Annotated in this window: 17 protein-coding genes; 4 read left to right on the top strand and 13 right to left on the bottom strand. The window is 64.3% G+C overall.

Annotated elements, in window-relative coordinates; all coding sequences use genetic code 11:
- Nucleotides 1-15 precede the first annotated feature (15 nt).
- A complete protein-coding gene (locus tag G7077_RS04370; protein WP_246167383.1) occupies nucleotides 16-306 on the bottom strand; it encodes a PilZ domain-containing protein in 291 nt (96 codons plus the stop codon).
- Nucleotides 307-566: 260 nt separating this feature from the next.
- A complete protein-coding gene (locus G7077_RS04365) occupies nucleotides 567-1,937 on the bottom strand; it encodes a cation:proton antiporter (RefSeq protein ID WP_166410646.1) in 1,371 nt (456 codons plus the stop codon).
- A gap of 212 nt (nucleotides 1,938-2,149) precedes the next feature.
- On the opposite strand from G7077_RS04365, the gene G7077_RS04360 reads away from it, so the two are divergent.
- Both G7077_RS04360 and G7077_RS04355 read left to right on the top strand, forming a co-directional pair.
- Nucleotides 2,150-2,386: a type II toxin-antitoxin system Phd/YefM family antitoxin gene (locus G7077_RS04360; RefSeq protein ID WP_166410645.1), complete on the top strand. Its 237-nt coding sequence runs from the start codon at nucleotides 2,150-2,152 to the stop codon at nucleotides 2,384-2,386.
- Nucleotides 2,386-2,874, top strand: coding sequence for a type II toxin-antitoxin system VapC family toxin (locus G7077_RS04355; protein WP_166410644.1), 489 nt, complete (start codon nucleotides 2,386-2,388; stop codon nucleotides 2,872-2,874). The genes G7077_RS04360 and G7077_RS04355 overlap by 1 nt, the downstream gene beginning before the upstream one ends.
- Here G7077_RS04355 and G7077_RS04350 read toward each other — a convergent pair.
- The 4 genes from G7077_RS04350 to truB all read right to left on the bottom strand — a co-directional run bounded on the left by G7077_RS04350 (nucleotide 2,871) and on the right by truB (nucleotide 8,274).
- Entirely contained in the window at nucleotides 2,871-4,412 is a 1,542-nt protein-coding gene (locus tag G7077_RS04350; protein WP_166410643.1) for a tryptophan halogenase family protein, read from the bottom strand. The genes G7077_RS04355 and G7077_RS04350 overlap by 4 nt on opposite strands.
- Nucleotides 4,413-4,519: 107 nt before the next feature.
- Nucleotides 4,520-6,901, bottom strand: a complete 2,382-nt coding sequence (gene pnp / locus G7077_RS04345; RefSeq protein WP_166410642.1) for a polyribonucleotide nucleotidyltransferase — start codon at nucleotides 6,899-6,901, stop codon at nucleotides 4,520-4,522.
- Between the two features lie 201 nt (nucleotides 6,902-7,102).
- Nucleotides 7,103-7,372: a 30S ribosomal protein S15 gene (gene rpsO / locus G7077_RS04340; RefSeq protein WP_166410641.1), complete on the bottom strand. Its 270-nt coding sequence runs from the start codon at nucleotides 7,370-7,372 to the stop codon at nucleotides 7,103-7,105.
- A 17-nt stretch (nucleotides 7,373-7,389) separates the two neighbouring features.
- Complete coding sequence (gene truB, locus G7077_RS04335) at nucleotides 7,390-8,274, bottom strand: tRNA pseudouridine(55) synthase TruB (protein ID WP_166410640.1); 885 nt, start codon at nucleotides 8,272-8,274, stop codon at nucleotides 7,390-7,392.
- 65 nt (nucleotides 8,275-8,339) lie between these two features.
- Between truB and G7077_RS04330 the strand changes: the two genes are divergently transcribed.
- Nucleotides 8,340-9,452 carry a glycosyltransferase gene (locus G7077_RS04330; RefSeq protein ID WP_166410639.1) on the top strand — a complete coding sequence of 371 codons (1,113 nt, stop codon included), beginning with the start codon at nucleotides 8,340-8,342 and terminating at the stop codon, nucleotides 9,450-9,452.
- On the opposite strand, the gene G7077_RS04325 is transcribed toward G7077_RS04330, so the two are convergent.
- Nucleotides 9,411-10,043: a thymidine kinase gene (locus tag G7077_RS04325; RefSeq protein WP_166410638.1), complete on the bottom strand. Its 633-nt coding sequence runs from the start codon at nucleotides 10,041-10,043 to the stop codon at nucleotides 9,411-9,413. The two genes, G7077_RS04330 and G7077_RS04325, sit on opposite strands and share 42 nt — an antisense overlap.
- Before the next feature lie 202 nt (nucleotides 10,044-10,245).
- Between G7077_RS04325 and G7077_RS04320 the strand changes: the two genes are divergently transcribed.
- Nucleotides 10,246-11,157 (top strand): hypothetical protein, encoded by a 912-nt coding sequence (locus tag G7077_RS04320; RefSeq protein ID WP_166410637.1) that lies wholly within the window; start codon nucleotides 10,246-10,248, stop codon nucleotides 11,155-11,157.
- On the opposite strand, the gene G7077_RS04315 is transcribed toward G7077_RS04320, so the two are convergent.
- The 6 genes from G7077_RS04315 to rimP form a co-directional block, all read right to left on the bottom strand.
- Nucleotides 11,154-11,696: a GNAT family N-acetyltransferase gene (locus tag G7077_RS04315; RefSeq protein ID WP_166410636.1), complete on the bottom strand. Its 543-nt coding sequence runs from the start codon at nucleotides 11,694-11,696 to the stop codon at nucleotides 11,154-11,156. The two genes, G7077_RS04320 and G7077_RS04315, sit on opposite strands and share 4 nt — an antisense overlap.
- Entirely contained in the window at nucleotides 11,693-12,085 is a 393-nt protein-coding gene (rbfA, locus tag G7077_RS04310; RefSeq protein WP_166410635.1) for a 30S ribosome-binding factor RbfA, read from the bottom strand. The genes G7077_RS04315 and rbfA overlap by 4 nt, the downstream gene beginning before the upstream one ends.
- 102 nt (nucleotides 12,086-12,187) lie before the next feature.
- Nucleotides 12,188-14,713 (bottom strand): translation initiation factor IF-2, encoded by a 2,526-nt coding sequence (gene infB / locus G7077_RS04305; RefSeq protein ID WP_166410634.1) that lies wholly within the window; start codon nucleotides 14,711-14,713, stop codon nucleotides 12,188-12,190.
- Nucleotides 14,710-15,498: a DUF448 domain-containing protein gene (locus G7077_RS04300; RefSeq protein WP_425505304.1), complete on the bottom strand. Its 789-nt coding sequence runs from the start codon at nucleotides 15,496-15,498 to the stop codon at nucleotides 14,710-14,712. Before G7077_RS04300 ends, infB begins: the two co-directional genes overlap by 4 nt.
- Nucleotides 15,479-17,116, bottom strand: coding sequence for a transcription termination factor NusA (nusA, locus tag G7077_RS04295; protein WP_166410633.1), 1,638 nt, complete (start codon nucleotides 17,114-17,116; stop codon nucleotides 15,479-15,481). Before nusA ends, G7077_RS04300 begins: the two co-directional genes overlap by 20 nt.
- Nucleotides 17,116-17,661, bottom strand: a complete 546-nt coding sequence (gene rimP / locus G7077_RS04290) for a ribosome maturation protein RimP (protein WP_166410632.1) — start codon at nucleotides 17,659-17,661, stop codon at nucleotides 17,116-17,118. Before rimP ends, nusA begins: the two co-directional genes overlap by 1 nt.
- Nucleotides 17,662-17,749 lie beyond the last annotated feature (88 nt).

Here is a 17,749-nt window from a genome sequence, read left to right as displayed (position 1 = left end):
GCACGACATGCGAATTCAGCGGGACCCCACCACCCACTGGTCCAAGGCATCCACCTCCGCGGGCGTCAACCTCATCTGGCTGGTTCGCGCACCCTCGCTTCGGACAACGTTCAGCTCCGAAGCCGTCAGCGGCTCGTCAAAGGCGACGCCAGCGCAGTCGCCCTCCCGCCATACCACCCTCCCAAAGGTCTCGACCTTGCGGATACGAAGGAACAGTTCGTCGCCGACCTTGGGAAGGTCCTGCCCATGCAGCCTTGCCCCGGTTGCCGAAACATCGCCGAGTTCGACCGTACGGGTAGCGATCAAGGTTCGCGCAACTGCCGTCAGTCGCGCTTCGCTTCGGCCCGACGAACGTCGGCCGCCACCCTCCCGCCGGCCAAAACAGGTACCAAGCTCGGCGGACAAAGGCGCGTGAATCATGAAGCAGCGAACAGGCGCTAAACGCTTCCGTTCCTTGAGATTATTGGCTGGTTCAATTCGGCACGGATCGTAACCATCATAGATTAGCAGGCCGAAAATGCCGCCCGCCGCGCGGAAGGGATATGCGCGACGGGCGGAAGCGGGCTTTACGCGGCGTCCGCCGCCATGCTGCCCTGAAGCTTGCCGAGCTCGCCGCTTTCGCGCGCCTTTCGACCGTAGACGACCTCAAACAGCGGGCTTGCCATCATGGTCGTGACCACGGCCATCAGCACCATCATCGAAAAGAGGGTCGGCCCGATCACGCCTTTCTGAAGCCCGATGTTGATGATGATCAGCTCCATGAGGCCGCGCGCATTCATCAGGGCGCCGATGCCGAGCGCTGTCCGGTTATCCTCTCCGGACAAACGTGCGGCCGCCCAGCAGGCACCGAACTTGGCAAGGATGGATGCGATGAGGATTCCGCCGGCAATGAGCAGCAGCGGCAGGTTGTTCACCATATCGAGACGGGTGTTGAGTCCCGAATAGGTGAAGAACATCGGCAGCAGCAGGATCACCGTCATCGGCTCCAGCTTCTTCTTGAGCTCGGTGACGAACAGCCCACGCGGCATCACCGCGCCGAGGAGAAAACCGCCGAAGACGGCATGAATGCCGATCGCGTCCATCAGGAAGGCGGACAGGCAGAACAGCATCAGGGTGACAGCAAGCACCGTGTTGCTCATCTCGCCCTTGGCCTCGACCATGCGGCCGAGCGGTGCCAGCAGCCTGCGGCCGAACAGGAGCATGAAGGCGGCGTAGCCGACGCCGCCGACAATCGCGATGACGGCAACGCCTGCACCGGATCCGAAGGTGGCAAGCACAACGGCAAGGACACACCACGACGCCGCGTCGTCAAAGGCGCCCGCGGTCAACGTGAGCGTGCCGAGTGAGCTGTTCGCAAGGCCGCGCTCGTTGATGATCCGCGCCAGCATCGGAAATGCGGTCAACGCGATGCAGGCACCCATGAACAGGGTGGCATTGAACTGACTGATACCTGGCGCGAACAGGCCGGGGACAGTCATCAGCAGCGGCGTGATGAGGATGGCGATCATGAACGGCGCACCGATCCCCGCGGCGGATACCGTCGCGGCACTGCGCGCCTTCGTCTTGAAATGGTCGAGCTGAAGCGTGAGCCCAACAATGAACATGTAAAGCCCAACTCCGAGCTGCGCGCCGGAGTAGAGGACGCTCTTGGTCTCTTTGGGGAAGATTGCGGCCTGAATGTCCGGGGCGAGCAGCCCGAAGAGCGAGGGGCCAAGCACCACGCCGGCAATCATCTCGCCGACCACCTGCGGTTGCCCAAGGAATTTCTGGCCGATCCAGCCGACGACGCGGCAGGCGAGAATGATGACCGCCAACTGCAGGAAGAAGTGGATGCTGTAGTCGCCCGGTGCAAAGCTTTTGACAGCATTCACGGCAGGACCATGCGGCGCCATGATGTCTGCAAGGGCCACCCACGTGGCCTGAAGTAGATCTGACATTTCCCCTCCCCAACGCTGCCGCGCGCTGTCTTTGAGCACGCTTGCGGGAGGCAGAAAGGCTGAAGCGGAGCGGCGAACTCAAGCAGAAATCGACCCGACCCGCCGCCCGCCGCGCATTATTCCCGAGCACCCGCCAAAGCTGTTGCGACCATGCGACAAGGTAGTAATGTACCTACATCCAAGCATGCCGATTGTAGCGATGTAGGTCCGAGATGAAGAGCATCAGCAGCCGCGAATTCAACCAGGATGTGAGCAATGCAAAGCGACTCGCGCGGGACCAGCCGGTGTTCGTCACCGACCGCGGCAAGCCGACCCATGTTCTGCTGAGCATCGATACGTACCGGCAGATGATAGGCAAACCGGACAGCCTGCCCGATCTGCTCGCGGCTGCGCCGAGCCTCCCTGCCGATCTGGACTGGCGATCGCTTGGACCCTGGAGCCGCGGCTGATGCACCTCATCGACACCGATGTTCTCTGGACGCTCCGGGGTGGCGGGTCGGGAGAGGGTGATGCGTCCTTGGTCGAATGGGCAGCGACGCTGATCCCGACGACGGTCTTTATATCCGTCGTGTCATTGCTGGATTTGCAGGGCTCGGCCGGTCGGCTGGAGCGGACGGACAAAGCTGGAGCCGTCGCCTTGCACGAATGGCTGACGAGCAAGGTCGGCGTGGCCTTCGCCGGCCGCATATTGGCTGTAGACGACGCGGTGGTGCGTCGATGGTCGCAGCTCGGCTACGCGGATCTCCGTGACGGCCTGATTGCCGCGACAGCGTTGGAACATGGGCTGTTCGTCGCGACGCGAACGCCGCAGCGGTTCAAGCAGGGCAAGGTCAAGACCATCAATCCCTGGACCTATTCGCCGGACAGCGACCTGGACTGGCGGCAGGCGACGCCCAGCGCCCCGCAATGGCTGAAGAGCCTGTTCGTCCGCGCCTAGGCGGCGGCGACGCTCATTTGCGAGATCAGAGTTCGGTGCGAGGGCAAGTCTCGGGCCGCCTTGTCGCCGAAGGCCTGAATCCGTTCGAACAGCTTCTGGGCGGCCGCGACCTTCGGGAAGTCGGACCTACCGGCGGACAGATCGGTGCGAAATCCCATGCCGTAAAGAATGTACTGGTAGTTGAAGAAGGCAAAGCTTTCGACGTCCAGGATGAAGTCGAAGCGGCCGGGCGGCCGGTAGCGCCATTGTTCAAGCAGGTCCTTAAGTTCGTCGGGGACCGTCGATGCGGCGACATTGTCGCGCCAGAAGGCCTCGTCGCGCTGCGACAGGCAGTAATGAAGCTTCAGGAATTTGACGATGCTGTCGAAGCGGGCGCTCATCAGCTTGCTGAAGCGCCGGGCGGGGGCATCGACCGGACCGTGGTGGGGGAAAAGCTCGGCAACCATTCCCACCGCCGCTTCGATCAGGACGAGGCCGGTCGCCTCCAATGGCTCAAGGAATCCCGCCGACAAGCCGATGGCGACGCAATTCTTCACCCACTGCTGCTCGCGGTATCCGACGTCGAAGCCGATGGTCTTGACCGCACCCTCGTTGAACTGAGGCCCCACATAGTCACGGAGCACCGCCAGCGCCTGGTCGTCGTCCAGGTGGTCGGATGAGTAAACGCAACCGATTCCCCTGGCCCCCGCCAGGCCGATGTCCCACGTCCAGCCCGCGGCGTGCGCGGTGGCGAGCGTGTAGCTTTCGATCGGAGTGTCGGGGTCCTCATAACCCACTCGGCAGGTAAGAGCGCGATTGGTGAAGAGCGTGTCGCGGACGGAGCGAAACGGACTTTCGAGCGCCTTGCCGATCAATTCGCTGCGGAAGCCCGTGCAATCGACATAAAGGTCGGCCGTGAAGCCGGCGCCAGCGGTGGTCCTGACCTCGGCGATCGCGCCATCGGGCCGAAGTGACACATCCGCGACTTCACCCGTTATATGCCGCACGCCAAGGCTCAGCGCCCGCTCACGGAGGAGCCTGGCGAGACTGGCGGCGTCGACATGGTAAGCATAGTTGAGCGGCCCGTCGAAAGCCGGCTCATCCGGCCGCTTGGGCCCTCGCTTCGCTCCTGCAACCTTGTTCTGGATGGTCACCGCCTCGGCAAATGACGGCCGGCTCTGCTCGTCCTGAAGCAACCAGTAAGGAACGAGGCTCGTATCCTCCGAGTAGAAGGGCGCTTCGAATGGGTGGAAGTAGCGGTGGCGCTTGGCCGGAGAAGGTGCGTGCAGCCAGTCGGAGAAAAGGATGCCCTGCTTGAACGTCGCCGATGCCTCGCGGATGAACTGGCCTTCGTCGATATCGAGGAACCGCAGCGTCTCGCGTATGGTGGGGAAGGTACCCTCGCCGACCCCGATGGTGCCGATGTCCGGCGATTCCAAGAGCGTGATGGTAAGATGGGCGTTGTCTCGAAGCGCAAGCGCCTTGGCGAGGTAGGCGGCGCTCAGCCACCCGGCCGTGCCGCCACCGACGATCAGGATGCTTCGGCCACTTTCCGACATGACCGAGTGATTAGCGGAGGATTGCTCCAGCCGACAGAGGCAAGGTCAGCAAAAAGGGCCCCGCGGTCGCCCGCGAGGCCCTTTCTATTTCCGGCCGAGACCGGCGCTTATTCGTCGTCGTTCCGGGTCAGGAACGCCGGTGCGAACTCGGGCGCGGGGCCGTCGTCGTTGCCGCTTTCGCTGCGCTCACGGCGAGGACCACGATCGCCGCGATCAGCGCCGCCTTCGCCGCGTTCACGGCGCGGACCCCGGTCACGATCGCCGCCGTCGCGCCGCGGACCGCGGCCTTCACGGTGACGGTCGCCGCCGCGTCCGCCGCGATCGCCACGGTCTCCGCGAGGACCGCGATCGCCGCCTTCACGCGGTTCGCGCGGGGGACGGGTGTCCTCCAGCTCGGCACCGGTTTCCTGGTCGACGAGGCGCATCGACAGGCGGACCTTGCCGCGCTGATCGACCTCGAGCAGCTTGACCTTGACCTCCTGGCCTTCGCTCAGGATGTCACGGACGTTCTCGACGCGCTCGTTCTTGATTTCGGACACGTGCACCAGCCCGTCCTTACCGGGCATGAAGGTGACGAACGCGCCGAAGTCGACGATGCTCGCAACCTTGCCGGTGTAGATGGTGCCGACTTCCGGTTCCTGGACGATGCCCTGGATCCACTTGCGCGCGGCTTCGATCTGATTGACGTCCGAGGACGAGATCTTGATCGTGCCCTCGTCGTCGATGTCGACCTTTGCGCCGGTCTCCGCGACGATTTCACGGATGACCTTGCCGCCGGTGCCGATGACTTCGCGGATCTTGTCCTTGGGAATGCTCATGGTCTCGATGCGCGGCGCGTGCGCCGACAGCTCGCCACGGACTTCACCAAGCGCTTCGGCCATCTTGCCGAGGATATGCGCGCGGCCGTCCTTGGCCTGAGCCAAAGCAACCTTCATGATCTCCTCGGTGATGCCCGCGACCTTGATGTCCATCTGCAGGGCAGTGACGCCCTCCGACGTGCCGGCAACCTTGAAGTCCATGTCGCCGAGGTGATCCTCGTCGCCAAGGATGTCGCTGATCACGGCAAAGTCTTGGCCCTCGAGAATGAGGCCCATGGCAATACCCGCAACCGGACGCTTCAGCGGAACGCCCGCGTCCATCATCGCAAGGCTGCCGCCGCAAACGGTCGCCATCGAGGAGGAGCCGTTGCTCTCCGTAATGTCCGACAGGACGCGGATGGTGTAGGGGAATTCCTCGTTGCTCGGAAGCATCGGGTGAAGCGCGCGCCACGCGAGCTTGCCGTGGCCGACTTCGCGGCGGCCCGGGGCGCCAAAGCGTCCCACTTCGCCGACCGAATAGGGCGGGAAGTTATAGTGCAGCATGAAGCGCTGGTAGGAGAGACCCTCCAGACCGTCGATCATCTGCTCCGCGTCCTTGGTGCCGAGCGTGGTGGTGACGATCGCCTGCGTTTCACCGCGGGTGAACAGGGCCGAACCATGGGTACGCGGCAGGAAGCCGACCATGGATTCGATCGGACGGACCGTCTTGGTGTCGCGGCCGTCGATGCGGCGGCCTTCCTTGAGGATCGCACCGCGGACGATGTCGGCCTCGACGGCCTTCACCAGCTTGGCGGCGACGAGCTGCTCCTGCGGATCGGACTCGGCGAAGGCTTCCTTCACCTTGTCGCGGGCGACGGTGAGGGCGTTGGACCGGTCCGACTTGCCGGTCATGCGGTAAGCCGCATCGACATCGGCGCCGATCAGTTCCTTGATCTTCGCCTTGATTGCCGTCTTGTCGGCTGCCGGAGCGAGCTCCCAAGGATCGTTGGCCGCCTTTTCGGCGAGGCTGATGATCGCGTCGCAGATCTTGCGGCTGGCTTCGTGGCCGAACATGACCGCGCCGAGCATCTGCTCTTCGCTCAGTTCCTTGGCTTCCGATTCCACCATCATCACGGCGTTCGGCGTACCGGCCATGACGAGGTCGAGCTTCCCGTCGGCAACCTGCTGCTGGGTCGGGTTGAGGATATACTCACCCTCTTCGCTGAAACCGACGCGTGCGCAGCCGATCGGACCCATGAAGGGAACGCCGGAGATGGTCAGCGCGGCCGAAGCGGCGATCATCGCCACGATGTCGGGCTCATTCTCACCGTCGTAGGAAAGGACCTGCGCGATCACGAGGACTTCGTTGTAGAAGCCTTCCGGGAACAGCGGGCGGATCGGACGGTCGATCAGGCGGCTGGTCAGCGTTTCCTTTTCGGTCGCGCCGCGCTCACGCTTGAAGAAGCCGCCCGGAATGCGGCCGGCAGCGGAGAATTTTTCCTGATAGTGGACGGTCAGCGGGAAGAAGTCCTGGCCCGGCTTGACCGACTTTGCAGCGGTAACGGCGCAAAGCACTACGGTTTCGCCAAGGGTCGCGAGAACCGCGCCGTCGGCCTGACGGGCAACGCGGCCCGTTTCGAGCTTGAGGGTCTTTCCGCCAAGATCGATTTCTACAGTTTTGATGTCGAACATTTGATTTCCTTAGCCCAGCGGCCGGATGCCGGTGGGTTCGTCTGGTGGCAGACAAGACCGGTCTGCGAGCGGTGCGGGGCACTTGTTTCGGCCCCTTGAGGGTCCCATGAAAGTACTACTTTCATGGGGTCCTCTTGAACGCCCCGCCGAATTGCAGGGCGGCTCAAAGACAAAGGGCGCCGCGAGGGCGCCCTTTAGAAGTTACTTGCGAAGGCCGAGCTTCGCGATGAGATCGGTGTAGCGTTGCTCGTCCTCGCGGCGGAGGTAGTCGAGCAGGGCACGGCGCTTGTTGACCATCATGAGCAGGCCGCGACGCGAGTGGTTGTCCTTCGCGTGCGTCTTGAAATGCTCGGTGAGGGTCTGAATTCGGCTGGTGAGGATGGCGACCTGGACTTCGGGCGAACCGGTGTCGTCCGAACCGCGGCCATGTTCCTTGATCAGTTGCTGCTTCTTTTCAGCGGTAATCGACATCGGGGCACTCCTTGTTTCTAGATGTTGAACCCCCGGACGACCTTCAGGCCGTCGGCCGATGCCTCCACCAGCGCCACAGGACGATCGTCGTGGGTCGCAAGCTGAAGCCCCGGCACATCGGGGAACCCGGCAAGCCGCTGCCCCTGACGGAGCAGCTTCGCTTGTTCGGGGGTGACGGGGAGGGCCGGGATGTCGTCCAGCGCCGCGGTCAGCGGCATTACCGTCCTCGTCAGTTGCCGCGCCTTAGCGGCTTCGGCGAGAAAGTCCAGCGAAATGGCCTGCCCAAGGGTGAACGGGCCGGCCTTTGACCTCCGCAACATGGTGACGTGACCCACCGTTCCAAGGGCACGGGCGACGTCCCGGGCCAAGGATCGGATGTAAGTACCCTTGGACGCGGTCGCGGAGAGGGTGGCTTCGTTGCCGAAGAAGGCCATGAGGTGAAGATCGTGGATCGCCACGGCCCGCGTCTTCATCTCGAGCTGCTCACCGGCGCGGGCGCGGGCGTAGGCAGGCTTGCCGTCGATCTTCAGCGCCGAATAGGCGGGAGGTACCTGCTCAATCGGACCACGGAACTGCGGGAGCACGCATTCCACTTGGTCGAGCGACGGCATGACGTCGCTGGTGGCGATGACCTTGCCCTCCGCGTCGAGCGTGTCGGTCTCCTCGCCGAAGCGGATGGTGAACTCATAGGTTTTGTCGCTGTCGAGCATCCGGCCAGCGAGCTTCGTCGCCTCACCGATTGCGATCGGCAGCACGCCCGACGCGAGCGGATCAAGCGTCCCGCCATGTCCCACTTTGGTCTTCGGCTCACCGGCTTCCCGAAGTGCGCGTTTGACGGCGCCGACTGCCTGCGTCGAGCCAAGCCCAACCGGCTTGTCGAGGATGATCCACCCGTGAAGCATCTATGCTCCCTTGACCTGCAGCGTTACCGACAGACAAGGGCATTGCCGTCCGATAAGGGGACCTCTTGAAGATTGCCCTGTTCATCGACGATCTGGAGCCGAGTGGCGTCGTCGTCAACGCGCTTGCGCTTTCGCGCACCTTTGCCGAGCAGGGCTGGCAAGTCTCCCTTCTTGCTGCGAACGCATCGGGTGCCTTGGGGAGCGAGGTTGCTACCGCTGTCCGCACAGTGAACCTATTGAACGGCCCGCGCGAGCCTTCGCGAAAACGGCGAATGCGTCGGTCAGTATGGCCGCTTCGAAGCTACATTAAGCGCGAACAGCCGCAAGTCCTGCTGTCCGTCGGTAACCAGGGCCATGTTGCGGCCGCGCTCGCCACCATGGGCCTTCCAACGCGCCTCGTCGTCCGTGTCAGCAATGACCTTGGCCATGGCCGCTCTCATCTCTCTCCCCGAGCATATTGGAACCGTGCCAAGTTCCGTTTCATCGCTCGGCGTTCTGCAACGATGGTGTTCGTTTCGACTCAGCTGCTCGCCGCCGCCGCGCAGAGGATCCCGTCCATAGCAGCCAAGGGCAAGGTCATCGCGAACGGCGTCGACGCGCAAATGGTTCGGCGCCGGGCATCGGAGCCTACCGTGCTACCTTGGTCGACCAACGATGACGAACCGACGGCCGTGGCCGTCGGCCGCCTCGTGGAGCAGAAGAATTTCTCGGCCCTGATCGAGGCGCTTTCCATTGCGCGGCGATCGATGTCGATCCGCCTAATGATCGTCGGCGCAGGTCCGCTTTTGCAAGCGCTGCGGCATCAGGGGGAAAAGCTCGGCTTGGGTCCTTCCGCACTCCAGATCATCCCTCCGGTGTCGAATCCGTTGCCGCTGATGGCGGCTGCAGATGTCCTTGTCTTGCCATCCTTGTGGGAGGGCGCGTCCAACGTCCTTCTGGAGGCCTTGGCGCTTGGTCGGCCGATCGTTGCTTCTGCAACAGCCGGGAGTGCTGCAGAGGTGTTGGATGGCGGCCGCTATGGCGTGCTGGTCAACCCGCGTGACCCACACGACATTGCGAAAGCCCTGCTTCGGCAGGTGTCGACCAATCCAGTCCTGCCCGGACACCGTTCGGCCGATTACGACCAGGGTGCCGCTCTATCCGCTTATGTACGGATCGTCTCCGACCTGACCTGGTAGCGGAGACGTCTCCGCCGCCCCAAGCCGCTCAAAGAAATGCTTGCGACACAGCGCGACGTAGCGATCGTTTCCGCCGATTTCGGTCTGCGCACCTGCAGGCACCGCCCGGCCAGCTTCGTCGATCCGAAGGTTCATGGTCGCCTTCCGTCCGCAGTCGCACACCGCCTTCAGCTCGATCAGCGCGTCGGCCAGCGCGAGCAGGGCGGCACTTCCTTCGAACAGATTGCCAAGAAAGTCGGTCCGCAACCCATAGCAAAGCACCGGTATGGCGAGTTGGTCCGCAACCCGCGCAAGCTGAAGAACGTGAGCGCGGGTAAGAAATTGCGCTTCGTCGACGAGCACACAGTGAAGCGATCGCCGGGTCAGCTCGTCGGAGATCTCGTGGAAAAGGTCCAGCTCAGGCGCATAGCTGTTCGCCGGTGCCGACAGAGCGATGCGAGAACCGATGAGGCCCAATCCGGCGCGATGGTCGTGAGCGGAGGTCCAGAGCATCGTCTCCATGCCGCGCTCACGATAGTTGAAATCGGCCTGCAGCAGGGTGGTCGATTTGCCGGCGTTCATGGCCGCATAATAGAAGTAGAGCTTAGCCATCAGCGTGTCTCGGGAGCCGCCATGGACATCGCGTAGACAAGCTCCCGGCGTTTGACCATAAGTCACCCCTTAAAGCGCCATGAACCCGTCGCCGACCCCTCCCGATCAGGGTTCCTCCAGGACAGCTCGATCATCACCTCGGCAGCGTGCTCGCAAGGTCGGCAAGAAGGCCGCTCACCTGACGGTAAGAGAATATCTGCCGATGGCGAGCCTCATCGCCATGTGGGCGATCGTCGCTCTGGCCCTGGGTCATGCCGATGCCGCGCGAATGCTCGCCGCCACCGTGTTGATGCGGGCGACTTTGATGCTCACCCAAATGACAACCGCCGGTCCGCTGCGCCGACGGCGGGATGCGCCCCCGGCGGTGCGCAAAGCGTCCGTTACAACCGCACGATTGATCCAGCTGGGTGTGCTTGGCGCCATGATCGCGCTCACGGGACTGTGGTGTTTCGCGCTTGAAGCAGCGGGGCAACCGCTGATCGCGCGATTGCTACCTTTGGTATCATTGAGTCTTACAGGACGAGTGTATCGTGCCCTCGAACCCGGGCTGGCCGGTCGGAACTTCCCGCTCGTTAACGGGCTTGCCGGTCTCGCCGCTGCGTCGGTGGTCTGGGCGCTAAATGGCGGCGCAGAATGGTTTGCACTCGCCTACGGGCTGCGTGAGTGGGCCGCCATCCTGCTGATGCGGCGTGGCCGATTGGAGACCGACGCCCCCGATGTGCCCACCGACGAGCCGCTACTCTTTGCTGAAGTTGCGCAGAATACCGTGATCACCTCTCGCCGGATGCTTACCTACCGTCTGACGAAGAACCTGCTCGCGGTCTTCGGCCCGTTCGGTAACTTCGCCGCACGCACCGGGCGCGGGCTGCAGCTGCACAGCCGCCTTGAGCCGTACATGCCGCATCGGCTTGGCGGGTTTGCTGCTTTCGCGGCTACTGCGATCGCAGTGGCGACTTTTCTAACGGTTCACAGCGGCAAGCCTGTGGCACTGATCGCCGGCGCGGGCGCGATGCAGATGGCAGCGCTGGCGCTGAATGTCATGTTGTGGTGGCGATATCTCCCCCGCCGCGACGATCCGTCATTGATTGTCGAAGAGGACGACGACGACAGCTAGACTGGCCATTCATCCTTGAGGATGGCGAACAGCACCGTGTCGCGAACATGGCCGTTCCAGGTGATCCGGTCGGCCCGGAGCACGCCTTCGCGCACCGCGCCGAGCTTCTTCATCGCCGCTTGGGAGCGGGCGTTGCGCTTGTCGACGCGGAATTCGACGCGGCGGAACCCGGACGCGAACGCGCGATCAAGCATCATGTCCTTGACGCGACGGTTGAAGCCGGTGCCGCGGAAGGCGGGACGGTAGTAGGTGCCGCCGATCTCAAGGCACTGTCGCGCCTCATCGATGCCGAGGAAGGACGACATGCCAGCAAGTTCGTCGCCATCGAACAGGACGAACGTGCGGGTGGTCGGGCGTGCGACGTAATCGGTGATCGTTCGATCAAAATCGGGCGGGCCGAAGTTGACTGCATACATCGCCCAGATCGCCGGATCCTCGGCGCATGCTGCACGCAATGCATCCCGACGTGCTTCAGTGAACGGCTCTCCGCTGCAACCATCGCCGGCAAGCGGTTGCGACAGCAGCTGAAGATCGATCATTCCTCGTTTAAGTCCTGCGCGACATGCTCCGACCGCAGCAGACGGTCGATGTGGCTGCCCTCGTCGAAGCTCTCGTCGGCGATGAACTTCAGCTTGGCGGCATATTTCATCCGGACGCGGTGGGCGACTTCGCGCTGAAGAAAGGCCGTGTTGGTACGCAACGCCTTGAGCACCGCTTCCTCGTCCTGACCTAGCAGGGGCTTCACGAACACCGTTGCGTGGCGAAGGTCCGGCGACATGCGCACTTCTGTGATGCTGACGAGGTGCGATTGCAGGGTTTCGTCATGCACGTCGCCGCGCTGAAGCACATCGCTCAGCACGTGCCGCACCTGCTCGCCGACCCGGAGCAGGCGGACGGAGCGGCCCTCGGCGGTTTCGGTCTTGCGCATCCTCTTTCTCCCTCCCGCGTGCGGGAGGGGTCGGGAAGGTCTTGTGAAAGCCTTCCGACATGCCCTCCCCTGGCCCCTCCCGAGAGCGGGAGGGGAATGGGCTCACAGCGTCCGGGCGCGCTCCTCGACTTCGAAGACCTCGAGCGAGTCGCCCGGCTTGATGTCGTTGGTGTCGGCAAGAAGCACGCCGCATTCCAGACCGGCGATGACCTGTGCCACGTCGTCCTTGAAGCGGCGAAGGGAGCTGATGGTCGTCTTGGAAACGATGACGTCCTCGCGCGTGAGACGGGCGTTGAGGCCCTTGCGGATGACGCCTTCCAGCACCAGCAGACCCGCGGCCTTGTCGCGCTTGCCGGCGGGAAAGACCTCGCGAACTTCGGCGCGGCCGACGACCGTTTCGATGATCTCCGGCCCAAGCTGGCCGCCCATCGCCGACTTCGCCCAGTCGGTGAGATGGTAGATCACGTCGTAGTAACGCAGCTCGACCTTGGTGCGGTTGATGGCCTCGCGGGCCTTTGCGTTCGGACGGACGTTGAAGCCGATGATCGGCGCGCCGCTCGCGGCCGCCAGTGTGACGTCGCTTTCGGTGATTGCGCCGACGCCGGAGCTCAGGATTCGGACACGGATCTCGTCTGTCGACAGGCGATTGAGCGCGCTGACGATGGCTTCCGTAGAACCGTGCACGTCCGCCTTGACCACCAGCGGGAATTCCATGGTGGTCGCAGCCTTCGACGCGAACATATTCTCAAGGCTGACCGGGGCGGCGGTCGTGCGCTTGCGGTCCAGAACGCTCTGACGATAGGCCGCGACTTCGCGGGCACGTGCTTCGTTCTCCACGACGGTGAAGGGGTCGCCTGCGGACGGCACGGCGGACAAGCCAAGCACCTCCACCGGCATTGCCGGCCCGGCTTCCTTGACCTGGCGACCCTTGTCGTCGGTGAGCGCCCGGACCTTGCCGCTCTGGGCACCGGCAACGAATACGTCGCCGACGCGCAGCGTGCCGCGCTGAACGAGCACGGTGGCAAGCGGGCCACGGCCCTTGTCGAGCTTGGACTCGATCACGGTTGCCTCGGAGGCGCGGTCTGGGTTCGCCTTCAGCTCCAGGATTTCCGCCTGAAGGTGGATGGCGTTGAGCAGACCGTCGAGATTGGTCTTCTGCAGCGCCGAAACTTCGACGTCCTGGACGTCGCCGCCAAGCTGCTCGACCACGATCTCGTGCTGAAGCAATTCCTCACGCACGCGCTGCGGACGGGCCTCAGGCTTGTCGATCTTGTTGATCGCGATGATCATCGGCACGCCGGCCGCCTTGGTGTGGTTGATGGCTTCCACCGTCTGCGGCTTGAGGCCGTCATCGGCGGCAACAACCAGCACCACGATGTCGGTGACGTTGGCGCCGCGGGCGCGCATTTCACTGAACGCCTCGTGACCCGGCGTGTCGAGGAAGGTGACCTTCGACTTGTCCGGCAGAGAAACCTGGTAGGCGCCGATGTGCTGCGTGATGCCGCCGGCCTCTCCGGAGACCACGGCGGCGCCGCGGATTGCGTCGAGCAACGACGTCTTGCCATGGTCGACGTGGCCCATGATGGTCACGACGGGCGGACGAGGCTGCAGGCTTTCCGCCGCATCGACGTCGGCTGAGGTATCGATATCGACGTCGCTCTCGCTGACGCGTTTGATGTTGTGCCCGAACTCCGTGACCAGCAGCTCGGCGGTGTCCTGATCGATGGTCTGCGTCAGGGTGACCGGCGATCCCATCTTGAACAGGGCCTTCACCAGATCGGCGCCGCGCTCCGCCATGCGGTTGGCGAGCTCCTGGACGGTGATCGTCTCCGGAACGACGACGTCGCGGACCTGCTTGGCGGCGGGACCGGACTGCTGATGGTGACGCTTTTCCTTTTCCCGGGCGCGGCGAAGCGCCGCGAGCGAACGGGCGCGGCTGTCGTCCTCGCCGGACAGCGCCCGGGTGACGGTCAGCTTGCCGCGTTGACGATGATCGTCGCGGCCACGGCTCGGACGTGCGGGCTCCGGGCGCTTGGGCGCGGGTGCAGCGCCTGCAGGGCGACGGAAGCCACGGTCTTCCTCCTGCGCCGGAGCGGCCGGCGCTGAAGCGGCAGGGGCTTCGGCCGCAGCAGCAGCTTCGGCTGCGGCGCGCTCGGCTTCCAAGCGGCGCTCTTCAATAGCCTGCTCTTCGGCGCGGCGATTCTCTTCGGCACGGCGGCGTTCCTCTTCGGAAGCGCTGTTCTTGGCCTGGTCCTCACGGCGACGCGCTTCCTCAAGCGCGGCCATGCGCGCTTCCTCTGCCTCACGCTGGAACCGCTCGAGGTCCTCCTTGCGGCGGGCGATCTGCTCCGCTTCCGACAGGCGACGCTGCGGGGCAGCAGGTGCGGGGCGGGGTGCCGGAGCAGCTGGCTGCGGCGCGGCAGCAACCGGTTCGGGCGCGGGTGCCTCCGGAGCAGCAGCCGGCGTCTCGCCCGGCTTGCCCAGGATGCGCCGCTTCTTAACCTCGACCACAACCGTGTTCGAGCGCCCATGGCTGAAGCTCTGCTTCACCTTTCCGGTCTCGACCGTGCGCTTCAGCCCCAGCGGCGGCCGGGTACCAAGCTTCGGTTTGTCGGTCTGGTCGGTCATTCTGTTCCTTCGTCAACTTCGTCAGGCGTACTGGAGCCGGAGGCGATGTCGCCGCCGTCTAGCCCAGCATGCGGGTCAGTGAAAGCGCGCCACCGGGCAAGCGTTTGGGACACGCGAGCGGCGGCAGCGGGATCGGTCAGGGCGACATGTACCACATTTTCGCGCCCCAAGGCCATGGACAAGATGGTGCGTCCCTCCGGGAATACCAAGCCCCGGTCATGCCCAAGTTCACGCGAGCCGCCGGAGCGCCACGCCTGATCCATCCGCTTGCGCCCGTCCTCCCCGGCATCGGCGGCGTGAACCAGCAGATAGACCTTGCCGGAGCGGGCGGCGGTTTCGACGCGTTCGGCGCCGTTGATTAGCTTGCCCGAGCGCGCCTCCATGCCGAGCCGGTCGAGTGAGGCCTGGCGAAGCGCGGCTTCGGTAAGGGCCCCTAAATCTTCGGGGACTTCCACCGGTTCCTTGAAGGCTCGGGCCAGGGCGCCCTTGAGCTTGCCCTTGGCGTTTGCCTCATCGAGCTGCGCGCGTCCGACGGAGATCCACGCGCCACGCCCGGGCGCTTTGGCCCGCACGTCGGGCGCCACCTGGCCGTCGGGACCAAGGGCGAGGCGGATCAGCTCATCCTTGGTGCCCTTGGCGCGGGTAAGAATGCACGTGCGTTCAGGCTCACTCCCTGCCCGCTCCGGGGAGGTACCAGGGGAGGGCTCACCCGTCGAACCCCTCTCGCCAGCGGGAGGGGAGGATGTGGTCAGGCGTTTCCGCTTATCATTGCTCGGAGTCCGCAAGCGCGTCCTCCTGACCAGCGGCGGCGTCTTCGTCCTCGAACCAGTGGGCGCGAGCTGCCATGATGATCTCGTTGCCCTGCTCTTCGTTAAGGCCGTACTCCGCCAGAATCCCGCCCTTGTCCTCGGACCGGTTGTTGGTCTGCGGGCTGTCGGCGCGGCGGCGCGGCTCCTGGCGCTTCTTCTGGATCAGCTCGTCGGTGGCGAGGTCGGCGAGATCGTCCAGCGTGCGGATGTTGGCCTTGCCAAGCGTCACCAGCATCGCCTCGGTGAGGTGCGGAAGCTCGGCCAGCGCATCCTCGACGCCAAGGCTGCGGCGCTCTTCCCGGGCCGCGGCTTCGCGGCGCTCCAGCGCCTCCGTGGCACGGCTCTGAAGCTCGCCGGCGATCTCGTCGTCGAGGCCTTCGATGGAGGCGATTTCGTCGAGGTCGACGTAAGCCACTTCCTCGAGCGCGGTGAAGCCTTCCGCCACCAGCAGCTGGGCCAATGTCTCATCGACGTCCAGCTCGGTCTGGAACATCTCGGAGCGCTCGACGAACTCGCGCTGTCGCTTCTCGCTGGCATCGGCTTCGGTGAGGATGTCGATCTGCGAGGCGGTCAGCTGGCTGGCGAGGCGGACGTTCTGACCGCGGCGACCGATGGCTAGGCTGAGTTGATCGTCGGGGACCACGACCTCGATGCGGCTCTCTTCCTCGTCGATGACGACGCGGCTGACGGTCGCCGGCTGAAGCGCGTTGACGACGAAGGTCGCCGTGTCTTCCGACCAGGGGATGATGTCGATCTTCTCGCCCTGAAGCTCCTGGACGACGGCCTGCACGCGGCTGCCCTTCATGCCGACGCAGGCGCCGACCGGGTCGATGGAGCTGTCGCGGCTGATCACGCCGATCTTGGCGCGGCTGCCCGGATCGCGGGCGGCGGCCTTGATCTCGATGATGCCGTCGTAGATTTCCGGCACTTCCTGCGCGAACAATTTCTTCATGAAATCAGGGTGGGCGCGGGACAGGAAGATCTGCGGGCCACGAGCTTCGCGCGCTACGCGCATGATCAGCGAACGGATACGGTCGCCGACGCGGACCATTTCACGCGGGATCTGCTGGTCGCGGCGAATAACGCCCTCGGCCCGGCCGAGGTCGACGACGACGTGCCCGAACTCGACCCGCTTGACGACGCCGGTGATCACCTCGCTGACGCGGTCCTTGAACTCTTCATACTGGCGCTCGCGCTCGGCATCGCGGACCTTCTGGAAAATGACCTGCTTGGCGGCCTGCGCGGCGATTCGGCCAAACTCGATCGGGGGCAGTGGGTCGACGATGAAGTCGCCCAGCGCCGCGTCCTTCTGCAGCTTCTGCGCGCCCTTGAGATCGACCTGCTTGAAATGATCCTCCGGCTCCTCGACCACCTCGAGGACGCGCCACAGGCGAAGGTCGCCGGTGGTGCCGTCAAGCTTGGCGCGGATGTCATTCTCGGCGCCGTAACGGGCGCGAGCGGCACGCTGGATTGCGTCCTCCATCGCTTCGATGACGATGGCGCGGTCGATCAGTTTCTCACGGGCAACGCTGTCGGCGATCGCCAGAAGCTCGGCCTTGTTGGCGGACGCAACGGTCGGAGCGGCAGTGGCCATTAGTCTTCCTCTACTTCCTGAATGGTATCGGCGCCTTCGGTGCTGATCGGCGCGGTTGATTTGATGAGCTTGTCGGTCAGCAGAAGCTTCGCCGAGCCGATGTCGGTAAATGCGATCTCGTAAGCCTGGCCGTCCTTGCCGGCGAGCGTCACCGTGTCGCCCTCGATGCCCTGGACGGTGCCGGAATATTGCTGGCGGCCGTTCTTCTTTTCGGCGAGCGTGACACGGGCCTCGTGGCCGGCCCAATCGCGATAATCGTTGCGGCGCGTCAGGGGACGGTCGATCCCGGGCGAGCTGACTTCCAGCCGGTACCCGCCCTCGATCGGGTCGCGCCCCTCCGCCTCCAGTGCGTCCAACTTCTCGGACAGCCGGCGCGAAATCTTTTCACAATCCGAAAGGTCGAGCTGGCGCGTGTCCGGTCGTTCGGCCATAATTTGCAACGTCGGGTCCGATCCGCCGCCGGTCATCGCCACCCGCACGAGCGCATAGCCGAGGCTCTCCACCTCGGGCTCGATCAGGTCGGTCAATGCGGCGATATCGGCCATGCGACTCCAAGCAAAACCTCTCCGCGACCGGCGGGAACCCCGCCAGCCTCTTCACCACAGCGATGTAGAGGAGAGGAGAGCGATATAG

Origin of the sequence: Sphingomonas piscis (assembly GCF_011300455.1) — a bacterium.
GTDB lineage: Bacteria > Pseudomonadota > Alphaproteobacteria > Sphingomonadales > Sphingomonadaceae > Sphingomicrobium > Sphingomicrobium piscis.
The sequence above is the reverse complement of the archived record's forward strand: the minus strand, read 5'-3'. Positions and strand labels throughout refer to the sequence as shown.

Bases quoted from the DNA above. Each gene is read 5' to 3' on its own strand.
- G7077_RS04365 (WP_166410646.1), bottom strand. From the start codon at position 1,937: ATGTCAGATCTACTTCAGGCCACGTGGGTGGCCCTTGCAGACATCATG.
- G7077_RS04360 (WP_166410645.1), top strand. From the start codon at position 2,150: ATGAAGAGCATCAGCAGCCGCGAATTCAACCAGGATGTGAGCAATGCA.
- G7077_RS04355 (WP_166410644.1), top strand. From the start codon at position 2,386: ATGCACCTCATCGACACCGATGTTCTCTGGACGCTCCGGGGTGGCGGG.
- G7077_RS04350 (WP_166410643.1), bottom strand. From the start codon at position 4,412: ATGTCGGAAAGTGGCCGAAGCATCCTGATCGTCGGTGGCGGCACGGCC.
- pnp (WP_166410642.1), bottom strand. From the start codon at position 6,901: ATGTTCGACATCAAAACTGTAGAAATCGATCTTGGCGGAAAGACCCTC.
- rpsO (WP_166410641.1), bottom strand. From the start codon at position 7,372: ATGTCGATTACCGCTGAAAAGAAGCAGCAACTGATCAAGGAACATGGC.
- truB (WP_166410640.1), bottom strand. From the start codon at position 8,274: ATGCTTCACGGGTGGATCATCCTCGACAAGCCGGTTGGGCTTGGCTCG.
- G7077_RS04325 (WP_166410638.1), bottom strand. From the start codon at position 10,043: ATGGCTAAGCTCTACTTCTATTATGCGGCCATGAACGCCGGCAAATCG.
- G7077_RS04320 (WP_166410637.1), top strand. From the start codon at position 10,246: ATGGCGAGCCTCATCGCCATGTGGGCGATCGTCGCTCTGGCCCTGGGT.
- G7077_RS04315 (WP_166410636.1), bottom strand. From the start codon at position 11,696: ATGATCGATCTTCAGCTGCTGTCGCAACCGCTTGCCGGCGATGGTTGC.
- rbfA (WP_166410635.1), bottom strand. From the start codon at position 12,085: ATGCGCAAGACCGAAACCGCCGAGGGCCGCTCCGTCCGCCTGCTCCGG.
- infB (WP_166410634.1), bottom strand. From the start codon at position 14,713: ATGACCGACCAGACCGACAAACCGAAGCTTGGTACCCGGCCGCCGCTG.
- nusA (WP_166410633.1), bottom strand. From the start codon at position 17,116: ATGGCCACTGCCGCTCCGACCGTTGCGTCCGCCAACAAGGCCGAGCTT.
- rimP (WP_166410632.1), bottom strand. From the start codon at position 17,661: ATGGCCGATATCGCCGCATTGACCGACCTGATCGAGCCCGAGGTGGAG.